Origin of the sequence: Ruegeria sp. (assembly GCF_965199275.1) — a bacterium.
Lineage (GTDB): Bacteria > Pseudomonadota > Alphaproteobacteria > Rhodobacterales > Rhodobacteraceae > Ruegeria.
In genome coordinates, this window is record NZ_CBDAQX010000008.1 from 686708 (window position 1) to 695579 (window position 8872).

General features: G+C 68.7%; 15 protein-coding genes. All 15 read right to left on the reverse strand.

Features of this window, described 5'->3' with window-relative positions:
* Positions 1 to 113: 113 nt before the first annotated feature.
* The 15 genes from ACOERD_RS05680 to ACOERD_RS05750 are packed head-to-tail and all read right to left on the reverse strand — an operon-like array spanning position 114 to position 8720.
* The gene (locus tag ACOERD_RS05680) at positions 114 to 1685 is read right to left on the reverse strand and encodes a phage portal protein family protein (RefSeq protein ID WP_419737908.1); all 1572 of its coding nucleotides are present in this window, start codon (positions 1683 to 1685) and stop codon (positions 114 to 116) included.
* A gap of 3 nt (positions 1686 to 1688) precedes the next feature.
* A complete protein-coding gene (locus ACOERD_RS05685) occupies positions 1689 to 3116 on the reverse strand; it encodes a hypothetical protein (protein ID WP_419738328.1) in 1428 nt (475 codons plus the stop codon).
* Complete coding sequence (locus ACOERD_RS05690; RefSeq protein WP_419737724.1) at positions 3113 to 3682, reverse strand: phage protein Gp27 family protein; 570 nt, start codon at positions 3680 to 3682, stop codon at positions 3113 to 3115. The genes ACOERD_RS05685 and ACOERD_RS05690 overlap by 4 nt, the downstream gene beginning before the upstream one ends.
* A 1-nt stretch (position 3683) precedes the next feature.
* Complete coding sequence (locus ACOERD_RS05695) at positions 3684 to 3983, reverse strand: hypothetical protein (protein ID WP_419738329.1); 300 nt, start codon at positions 3981 to 3983, stop codon at positions 3684 to 3686.
* Entirely contained in the window at positions 3980 to 4408 is a 429-nt protein-coding gene (locus tag ACOERD_RS05700) for a DUF2730 family protein (protein ID WP_419737722.1), read from the reverse strand. Before ACOERD_RS05700 ends, ACOERD_RS05695 begins: the two co-directional genes overlap by 4 nt.
* A 49-nt stretch (positions 4409 to 4457) precedes the next feature.
* Positions 4458 to 4712 carry a hypothetical protein gene (locus ACOERD_RS05705; RefSeq protein WP_419737721.1) on the reverse strand — a complete coding sequence of 85 codons (255 nt, stop codon included), beginning with the start codon at positions 4710 to 4712 and terminating at the stop codon, positions 4458 to 4460.
* Positions 4702 to 4983: a hypothetical protein gene (locus ACOERD_RS05710; protein WP_419737720.1), complete on the reverse strand. Its 282-nt coding sequence runs from the start codon at positions 4981 to 4983 to the stop codon at positions 4702 to 4704. Before ACOERD_RS05710 ends, ACOERD_RS05705 begins: the two co-directional genes overlap by 11 nt.
* Complete coding sequence (locus ACOERD_RS05715; protein WP_419738330.1) at positions 4984 to 5793, reverse strand: phosphoadenosine phosphosulfate reductase family protein; 810 nt, start codon at positions 5791 to 5793, stop codon at positions 4984 to 4986. It abuts the gene before it with no gap.
* 35 nt (positions 5794 to 5828) lie between these two features.
* Positions 5829 to 6191 (reverse strand): hypothetical protein, encoded by a 363-nt coding sequence (locus ACOERD_RS05720; protein WP_419738331.1) that lies wholly within the window; start codon positions 6189 to 6191, stop codon positions 5829 to 5831.
* Positions 6188 to 6493 carry a hypothetical protein gene (locus tag ACOERD_RS05725; protein ID WP_419738332.1) on the reverse strand — a complete coding sequence of 102 codons (306 nt, stop codon included), beginning with the start codon at positions 6491 to 6493 and terminating at the stop codon, positions 6188 to 6190. The genes ACOERD_RS05720 and ACOERD_RS05725 overlap by 4 nt, the downstream gene beginning before the upstream one ends.
* Positions 6490 to 7161 (reverse strand): hypothetical protein, encoded by a 672-nt coding sequence (locus ACOERD_RS05730; RefSeq protein WP_419738333.1) that lies wholly within the window; start codon positions 7159 to 7161, stop codon positions 6490 to 6492. The genes ACOERD_RS05725 and ACOERD_RS05730 overlap by 4 nt, the downstream gene beginning before the upstream one ends.
* A complete protein-coding gene (locus tag ACOERD_RS05735) occupies positions 7158 to 7379 on the reverse strand; it encodes a hypothetical protein (protein ID WP_419738334.1) in 222 nt (73 codons plus the stop codon). Before ACOERD_RS05735 ends, ACOERD_RS05730 begins: the two co-directional genes overlap by 4 nt.
* A gap of 24 nt (positions 7380 to 7403) precedes the next feature.
* Positions 7404 to 8150: a DUF3164 family protein gene (locus ACOERD_RS05740; protein WP_419737797.1), complete on the reverse strand. Its 747-nt coding sequence runs from the start codon at positions 8148 to 8150 to the stop codon at positions 7404 to 7406.
* A 52-nt stretch (positions 8151 to 8202) separates the two neighbouring features.
* Complete coding sequence (locus ACOERD_RS05745) at positions 8203 to 8370, reverse strand: hypothetical protein (protein WP_419737798.1); 168 nt, start codon at positions 8368 to 8370, stop codon at positions 8203 to 8205.
* On the reverse strand, positions 8367 to 8720 hold the full coding sequence (locus tag ACOERD_RS05750; protein ID WP_419738335.1) for a hypothetical protein: 354 nt from the start codon (positions 8718 to 8720) through the stop codon (positions 8367 to 8369). The genes ACOERD_RS05745 and ACOERD_RS05750 overlap by 4 nt, the downstream gene beginning before the upstream one ends.
* Positions 8721 to 8872 lie beyond the last annotated feature (152 nt).

The following is an 8872-nucleotide window of genomic DNA, read 5'->3' on the forward strand; positions in this document are numbered from 1 at the left end:
AGCGCCCTTCAGGCGGGGCGTAGCCCTTGGCGCGAAAGAACTCTATGGCTTCCCGGGGCTGAAGCGCTGTGGCGGTGGCCAGTGGCGTGAGATCGATCGGGTCAGCCATGGGGTCACGCCTCCGGATCGCTTTCGGGCATCACCGGCGCATCGGCGGTGCCTGCGAGCTGGGCTGCAAAATCAGCGCGCGCGTAAAGCCCGGCCAGCGCTTCGGCGGCTGGGTGGGTGGCCAGTTCCGCCAGCCGGTCGCGCAACGCTTGAAGCGTTTCCGCCTCATCCAGTGCGCCCTGAACGGGAATGAGCGTGGCAGCGGCGGCCTCTGCGGCAATATCGGGGCCGATGAGATGGCCGACCAGCCCGGTGATGGCATCACCCGGGGCGCCGCCGGGCGGCGCGGCAAACTCTGCGGTGGGATCAGACATGTCGGGCGGCCTGTCGGGCCGGGGGGCCGGCTCTTCCCAGACCCCACCATAGGTCTCTTCGATATAGCTGCGCGCGGGGCGCAGGCCGGAGGCCTGGGTGATGTAATAATCGCGTTTTGCGCGGATCTCGAGGTCCTCGGGTGGCGCGGTATCGCGGTAAAGCCGGGGCACGGCAGCCCCGGGAAAGTTCCAGTGGGTGAGCCATGTGGCCACGCTGGCGTGCAGGCATTCGGAAAGCCGATGTTCGTCACTGGCGATGAGGGCCTGAAGGGTTTCATTCTGGACCCTGGCTGTGCCCACATGCTGGCCGATCTCGGAGGTGGCGTGCTGGCCCACCACCGCTTCGGCGATCATGCGATCCAGAGCGGACAGCATGGAGCGGAAGTCTCCGCCCCCCGAGCCTCTACCACCGGCTCCACCGCCGGAACCGGCGGCGGCCAGCGTTTCCACCGACTGGCCCTCGGGCAGCGCGATGCAGCTGGCTGTCACCGCCTGTCCCATGATTGCCAGCAGCGCATCGATCTCCGGTTGCAGCGCATCCTGTCTGTATTTGCCCACCAGCACCGGCGCCCCGAACTTCTCCAGCGCCACCGACCACATGCGCAGCACCTGCCGCTTGAGCCAGACCGGCCAGATGCACCAATGCGCGGCCCCCAGCCCGAAGGGTTGCCCGCCATGGCGCGGCGGGGTGCGGTGCAGGATGTATTTTGCTGGCGGCAGCGGGATCCCGGCCGGATGGCTCCGGGTGATCAGCAGCGGCTCGAGCGTGGTCCGGTCATGGCGGATGAGGCGCGGATCGCGACTGCGGATATCGACCAGCCGGACGCGGTGCCCCTCCACCGCCCAAAGGCATTCGGAGATCGCATAGCCATACCAGATCGCGTGCAGAAGCGCCCGGCTGACCCGGTTCATGTCGAGGCCGCCCAACTGCAAGCGCAGATCGTCGGCGGCCGCCACGTCCCGCGCGCGCGTCCCGCCGGGCTCGATTGTCAGGGGGGCCGCCAGCAACCCGTCGATGCGCTGGCCCAGCACGGCGGTGGCCTTGCTGTCGGTCAGGGCGATCTCGGCGGCGTCCAGTCCGGCGTCATCGCCCGGGACAGCGCCAAAGCCGCCCGGCCCGCCGGCCAGCGCGCTGCCCAGACCTTCCAGCCAGCCTGCGGTCTGACCCCAGATGCCGGTTCCGCCCAGCCGGGCGGTCTGGGCCGGTGCGGCCCGCTCTGCGGTATCGGGGCGCTTGGGCACATCGCTGTCACGGGGATCCATGGCTTACCTCCAGCCAACAGGGCCCGCCAGCGGCGAGCGGATGATGTCAAGATCGGGATCGGCGCGGTAGCCCGCGCCCGCGCCTGGCCCGCCGCCCAGCCCGGCGGAGCTGAGTTGCGGACCCGGCCGCATCTCGAAGGGTCCTGCCACCGAGGCGGCTCCGAAGGCCGCGAGCGCCAGGGCCCAGAAGCGATCGGCATGCCCGTCACTGTCCTTGCGGTCGGCAACAAGGCGCGGCGCCCCGGAGGCCGAGGGTTCGGCGCGCACGGAATGCAGATCATCCCAGAGCGCGGGATCGGCGGGAATGCGAATGCGGCGATCCTCGAAGGCCTCGCGCAGGGCGCCGGCCACATCGAGCTTGCGGGCCGCCGACAGGAGCACCCCTTCCACGGTGAGCGCGCCATGGTCTTCCTGGTACTGCTCGACCACCGCCTCGCCCATGCCGGTCTGATCGACCAGGATGCGCAAGGGGCGGTGCGCGCGCGCAAGACGGCGCATTTCGGCGCGCTGTTCGGCAAAGGTTTTGTTGTCCAGTGTGACAATCTCGCGCAGCCAGAGCGTGCCCCCATCATCTTCCAGCACGGCGGCCACCCAGAGGTCGCGACGGCGCGCCACATCAACACCGATATAGCAGGGACCGGAGCCGCGATGGTCGGGGTTTCCGGCGCGCGCGTCGCGTGAGGCGGCGCGGATGAGATCATAAAGCAGCCAGGCCCCGCCGCCCGCCGAAGGCACGCAGTCGAGCTCTTCCGGCCCGTGGCGGCCATATTGGGCGCGGATGGCGGCCTCCCAGGCGGTTTCGGCCGGCTGCGTGAGCGGTTGATCGGTAAGCTGTGCAATCCGCCCATAGAGCCCCTGAGCGAGCGCGTCACGCAGTGTCACCCGGTGGAGCGTGCCCGGCTGGCGAGCCTCCCGGATATCGCGCACCAGCGTGTTGAACGGGTTGGCCTCGCCGTTATGGGTGGAGATGATCCGCACCCGGCCGCCCCAGGTCAGAAACGCAAGCGCCGCTTTCAGCACCGCGTCGAGCGTGTCGACAAAGGCGGCCTCATCGATCACCGCCACATCGCCCGGACGGCCCTTGCCCCGAAACCCGCGTGGGGAAGAGGTCATGGCGAGGATCTGTTTGCCCGAGGCCAGCGCGATCCGGAAGGCCTGGATGTCGCGGCCCTCATCATGGATCAGAACCTCGCCGGCCGCCCCGGCCGCGATGTCGAGGTCCTCGGCCCAGCCCGCGCAATCGTCGATGAAGCCGCGCGTCATGTCGCGTGCGTAGCTCTGATAGTAGATATCGCCCCGGCCCGTGCCTGCATGCATCACCGCGTGATAGGCCTCGGCCCAGCTGATCCCGATGCGGCGGGACTTCTCGATCACGGCCAGCGGGGCGGGGTCCCCCACCCAGGCCGATTGATAGGGCAGAAGGGTCCTCATGCATCACCACCCTCGACCGCCTGCCGGATCAGGGCGGCAACATCCGGGCTGAGACCGGCCCCGCGCGCGGCCGCCCCGGCCCGTTCTCCCCCGGCGCGGCGCTCGGCCTCGGCCAGGCGTTTGCGTTCCTTGTCGGCCATTGCCTCGCGCAAGCCCGATGAGCTCATGACATCCTTCATCATCCGGCCCAGGAAATGCAGATCACGCGGATCGATCTCCCCGGCCTCCCGGGTCATCTGCGCTTTCATCACCTTGAAGGCCACGGTGGTGATCATCTCGAAGAGCACCGATTGGCGGCGGGCTTCCTCTTCCAGCCCGATCTCGTCCAGCCACCCCGCCGCCCAGCCGGTGGCCTCCTGCTGAAGGCGCGAGAACTCCCGGTGTTCCTGGCCGAACCGCTGCACCGTTGAGCGCCCGATCGTGACCAGCAGCCCCTTCTCGGCCAGGCGGTCATTGAGCGCGTCGGTGATCGTGTCATAGTCGGCAAACCCCTGCGCGGCGAGCTCTTCGCGCAGCCAGTCACGGATGGCCGAGGGCAGAAGATCGATCTTGCGCCGTCGCGGCATGTCACGGCCCCTTTGGTGCGGGCCGCCTCACGCCGGGATGGAGGGCCCGGCCTTGCGCGATATCCACGCCGCGCGCGGTGGCCGAGGCCAGAACGAAGCCCTCATGGTCCTCCAGCGTCACAAGCTCCTGTTCGCTGAGCCAGGCCAGCGTCGAGACCAGCCGGTCGCGCGAGGTGGTAATGCCCAGCCAATTGCAGACATCCATGAGGATCTCCGAGTTGGAGGCATATTCGAGACAGGCCGAAAGATGGGTGAGGATGGCCAGGCGGCGGTGGGCGTCCAGTGTTGCGGCATAGCTCATCTGCGGCTCTCTCCCAGAAGATGGTCCTCGATCCGGGTGATGGCGGCCGAGAGGGTGCCCACGGCCCTGGCATCGCGCTCCATGGCGGTGCGCAACTCCGAGACCGCGCCCGCCTGGCGTTCGATGGCAAGCTGCAGCGCGTGAATGTCCTCGCGGCTGGCCAGTCCGGCCACCGCGCCTTCCAGCCGCGTCAGCCGTTCGGCGTGGCGGTCGAGCCGGTCGGTGACATCTGCCCCGGGTTCGGATCGGGATGGGTGCGGGGAGGCGCTGCGCCGCAAAAGACCCAGCCGCTGCAGGGCCACCACGGCGCCGCCCAGAAGGCCCAGGATCGCAAGGAGCGCGGCAAAGCTCTGCCAGTCTTCAGGGGTGGGCATCATCAGCAGGCCTCCGGGAAAGATATGCGGGCAAAAGGGTCCTGCCCACATTAGCGGCTTTGCGCCACATCAGTCAGCGGACCATGGTCCGCTGCTCTGGTTATACCCGGGGCGGTGCGGGATCGTTGCAGACCGGACAGGGCACACCGCGCCGCACTTCACTGTCGGTCATGTCAAAAAGCCAGCCCGCCTCATGGCCGCAGCGGCCACATGTGAAATGCCCGCCCTTTGCGGTGCGCCAGCCGGGCATCAGGCCCGGAGCCTGCCCCCGGTCATCGGCATGCATCATCACGCGGCGCATCCGGGGTGGGGGCGTCAAACCCGGAAGCCAGGGCTGGCGGCGTTCAGTCTTCACTGTGAACCGCCCGCGCCGCCTCCAGCCACATCAGACAGGCCGCACCCAGATCGCCCCCGTGGGCGACGAGGCCGTAAAGCTGTATTTCCACGATGCCGCAGGCGAGCTGGGGGATTTCCACCTTTGCCCCGGTCTCGATGAGCGCCGTGGTTACCGCCTCGGTGATCGTCTCCACATCCTCCATCCCCGAAAGCCGCTCCAGAAGGGCGGTGCGGGCTGTGGTGCCGGGATCGGCGTTTTTGTCCTGTTCTTCCATATCCATATCCTTCATCTAGGTACATTCTCCCGCTTCCGCCTGGCACAGAGCGCCTTCGGTCTCAAATATCCAGTCCCCCTGGCGCGCCACGAAATCGGCCAGCTCCGCGCAGCTTCCATCCTTGCGCCAGTATGCGCCTGAGGGGGTGTTGCTGAGGCGCGAGGCCAGCGCTTCCATCTCTATCCACCAGGCAAAGCGGTCGGGGTCATCGCGGGCCAGGGCGGCGCGCACGGCCTCTGACTTGAGAAAGCAGCCATCGCAATTGCCCAGGGGTGTGCGCCCGTCCTCACCTGCCAGCGCCAGATCGAAAGGCTGCGCGGCCCAGAACGCGGCCACGTCGCGCCGGGCAATGCCGGCCCCGGCCAGCGGATACCAATTTTGCCATCTTTCTTTGGGATCATATTTCAAGCGCGATTGTTCATCCGCTCGTATACCCAATGCCGTCGTCCAGTTTTTCCAGCCCTGACCCACCAGCCAGCGCTTGGCGGTGCGCACTTTGAGCTCGGCGGTGCAGTAGCGCGCGGCCACATTGGGCAGATGCCGCTTGCGGCGAATGAGCGCCTCAAAAGGCTCGCCGTTTTGCGACGCGGTTGCGTGATCAACCTCGACCGCGCGAGGACCATTGCCATAGCGGTATTCCAGCCAGACAATCTCCACGCCCCAGCGGGTGCCGCATGTCGCGACAAAATCCAGCGTCTCTTCCCTCTCGCGGCCGGTGTTGGTGAAGATCACCCGCACGTGGTCGGGGTCAAGCCCGCCATTGTTTTCAAGAATATGATGCAGCATCAGGGCCGAGGAGCGGCCGCCGGAAAAGGCGATCTGCACCGGGCCTTCAGGCAGGCGGAAGGGATCGGGGGCATTCATCGCGCGCGCGCCTCGCGCCGGTAGCGCCGCACGGTGCCGGTTGCAATACGCAAGGCGCGGGCGATCTCGCCTGTTCCCAGGCCGCGCCCTGTCAGCCACAGCACCACCGCGCGGCGCGCCAGCGGCACCTCCAGCACATGACCGCCACAGCCCTGCATGAGCGCCTGTGCAGGTGCGTGACCCAGAAGGGCGATCAGGGCCTGGCCCTCGGGGCTTTGATCGCGCGCGGGCACCCGCCAGCTCCGCCCGCCATGTTCCAGCGCGATGGCAAGTGCTGCCTCGCGCCCGGCGTGATCGGCAATCTCGGCCAGGGAGGCCGGCAGGGGCGCGGATGCGCAAGTCTGATGCGGGCGGGTCAATGGTCAGGTCTCCGGTGGGCGCTCCTTTGGTGCCGCAGGCTCAGCCGTTCGGCGCGGTTCGAGATCGGCCCGGCCTGGGCGCTGGTTATGGTGACGAGTGCGACCGTGCCATCTGCCGTGCGCCGCAGATGAAACCGCAGGCCCTCGCGGATCACCGCGCCCTCGCCAAAGGTGCGCATGGCGGCCTCCGCGCCCGGCACCTGCGCCGCAATCCGCGCCCTCAGCCCCTCCACATCCACACCCCAGCTGCGCTCGAGCCAGCGCAGCACCGCGTGATCGGTGACATGCAGCGACCCGGTCATGCGCCCTCCTCCGGTGCGGGCCCGGAGCGGGCCAGCATCGCGCGCAGCGACCGGATCACATCGGTGATGCAGCCCGTATCGGTCAGCGCATCCACATCGAGGGGCACAAAGGCCCAATGCGCCCCGAAGCGCGCGCGGATGAAGGCGTTGAGCCCGGCGCGGCCCGGGCGTTTCAGCGCGCCCCGGCGCCCCAGTTCGCCCCAGAGCGCGTGAATGAGGCGCACGTCGCCCCTTTTGGCTTTGGGGTGGGGGTTTGCGCCGCTGTGGCTGTCCCGGTGGGCCGCGCTGGCGCCCTTCTGACCGCCCCTGTGGCCGCCCCCTGTGCCATCCGGGGCTCCGCCCCTGTGGCCGCCCCCTGTGCCATCCGGGGCTCCGCCCCTGTGGCCGCCCCCTGTGCCATCCGGGGCTCCGCCCGTTCGGCGCTTCATCCGTCCACTGGACGGATGACCGGTTGCACCGGACCGCGCCTCACCCTGCAGCGTGTTGAGATGGGCCAGCAGCAGGACCAGGTCGCGGGCGGACATGTCCCGCATCGACGCCTTGCCGGTCACAGCCAGTTGCACATCATGGCGTGCGTCCGCATCGAGCCCGAGGGCGCGGCAGGCCCCGTGCGCCCCGCGCATCAGCCGGGCGCAGTCCCCTTCGGCATATCGGCGGGTGCGGGTCATGTCACCGCCGCCCCGCCCTGCGCTTTGCGCGCCGCGCGTTCGAACCTCTTCTGCCGCCGCGCGATCCGCATCCGCTGCGCTTTGTGTTCGGGCGCCTTCATCGGCAGGTGCGTGACGGGCAGACCGGAGACCCCCTCGGGGATATGCCTGATCCGCCCGGCCGCCACCGCCGCGTCGATGAGCCTGCGCGCCTCGGCGGAGAGCGGGTCGCGCGTCATGCGGGTGCCAAAGACCGCCACCGCTCAGCCCGCCTTGGCCAGATCGATGCTGATCGGCTCCCAGGCCGCATCGGGGGTGGCGCGGCGATAACAGCGCATATAGGTTTTCGAACCCACCACCCGCATCGCATCGCGGATCGCTTCCATCGCCCTGCGCCAGCGCCCGTCCGCGATATCGAGCCGCAGCAGGCTGTAGATGCCGGCGCGCGCGATCTCGCCCTCCTTGTCGACCTGGAAGGCGTGGGAGACGATGGTGCGGATCTCGGCGCGGCTGCCCTCGGCCCATTCGGCCAGGCATTCCTCCACCAGGTCGCGCGCCACCTGCAATTCGGGGCCGAAGGCGATGCGATCGGCGATCTGCACCTGCACCTTCATCGTGCCGTCATAGGACATATAGGTGCGGTTGCCCTTGACCGAGCGGCGGCTATGGCCGCCATATTCGGCCTCCAGGATCGCATCAAACCCGCCGATCTCATCAAAGCAATGGGACCGGAACCGCCCGATCTGCCCCGAGAGATCACCGGCAAAATGAATGACCCGGCGCACCATCTCATCCTGCAACTGGTCCTGCGGGCGCACCATCTCGAGCGGCGTCAGGCGCCCTTGTGCGTCGCGCATGTAGCGCGCACCATCAATGTCCACCGTGGCCGCATCGATCCAGTTCAGCGGCGGCAGGCCCAGAGATACGGGACCGGCTTCGCTCTCCGGGTCACAGCCCTGGTCGATCCGGGCCTCGGGGCCCCTGTCGGGATGCGGGTTTGTCTGTGCCATAACATGTCCTTTCGATGTGTTGACTGTTGCAGGGGGTCTTTTGCATCCGCCGTCAGCCCTCGGCCGCGTCCTCAAAATCCACATGCGCGAAGATCGCCGGCAGCCCGTCTTCCAGCCCGACCGCCTCGATCTCGTGAAAGCCGCCCGGGATGTCGGCGATCCAGACCTCCTCATGGGCGGGCAGCTCAGAGAGCCGTTCGATCAGCTCCTCTACGCTCATGACAGCTCTCCCGCCGCCGCTTCGATATCCGCCTCGGAGATCGCCTCGCGCCCGGCCCCGCGCGCGATCATCCAGGCCCGCGCCAGATGGCGGCGCAACCCGTGCAGCCCGCCGGGGCCTGCGGCGGCGGCGATCAGATGTTTCATCTCGCGGGCGCCCGGTTTGCGTCCCAGGGGCCCTGCGGCAATGGCGGCCACATCGTCGCGGGCCAGCGCCTTGAGATCGACCCGCATGCCGATCCGCCCCGTCACCTGCGGACAGCGCGCCAGCGTCATGCGGATGGTGTCATCGCCGATGAGCGCCAGCCCGCAGCCGGCCATGTCGCGAATGCAGCGGAGCTCATCAAGCAAGGGTCGTGAGCGTCGGCGAGGCGCGCAGCCAGATCGCCTGCGCCCGGCCCGCGCAATGGGTCTCGGCCGCCCAGGTCTTGCCGCGCCCCGAGGGGCCGTGGATCAGCGCCAGATCGCCGGCGGCCTGCGCATAGGCCAGGGCGGCACTGACC

Excerpts from the sequence above, each read along its gene's own strand:
- ACOERD_RS05680 (WP_419737908.1), bottom strand. The coding sequence starts at position 1,685 with ATGGATCCCCGTGACAGCGATGTGCCCAAGCGCCCCGATACCGCAGAG.
- ACOERD_RS05685 (WP_419738328.1), bottom strand. The coding sequence starts at position 3,116 with ATGAGGACCCTTCTGCCCTATCAATCGGCCTGGGTGGGGGACCCCGCC.
- ACOERD_RS05690 (WP_419737724.1), bottom strand. The coding sequence starts at position 3,682 with ATGCCGCGACGGCGCAAGATCGATCTTCTGCCCTCGGCCATCCGTGAC.
- ACOERD_RS05695 (WP_419738329.1), bottom strand. The coding sequence starts at position 3,983 with ATGAGCTATGCCGCAACACTGGACGCCCACCGCCGCCTGGCCATCCTC.
- ACOERD_RS05700 (WP_419737722.1), bottom strand. The coding sequence starts at position 4,408 with ATGTGGGCAGGACCCTTTTGCCCGCATATCTTTCCCGGAGGCCTGCTG.
- ACOERD_RS05710 (WP_419737720.1), bottom strand. The coding sequence starts at position 4,983 with ATGAAGGATATGGATATGGAAGAACAGGACAAAAACGCCGATCCCGGC.
- ACOERD_RS05725 (WP_419738332.1), bottom strand. The coding sequence starts at position 6,493 with ATGACCGGGTCGCTGCATGTCACCGATCACGCGGTGCTGCGCTGGCTC.
- ACOERD_RS05730 (WP_419738333.1), bottom strand. The coding sequence starts at position 7,161 with ATGACCCGCACCCGCCGATATGCCGAAGGGGACTGCGCCCGGCTGATG.
- ACOERD_RS05735 (WP_419738334.1), bottom strand. The coding sequence starts at position 7,379 with ATGACGCGCGACCCGCTCTCCGCCGAGGCGCGCAGGCTCATCGACGCG.
- ACOERD_RS05740 (WP_419737797.1), bottom strand. The coding sequence starts at position 8,150 with ATGGCACAGACAAACCCGCATCCCGACAGGGGCCCCGAGGCCCGGATC.
- ACOERD_RS05745 (WP_419737798.1), bottom strand. The coding sequence starts at position 8,370 with ATGAGCGTAGAGGAGCTGATCGAACGGCTCTCTGAGCTGCCCGCCCAT.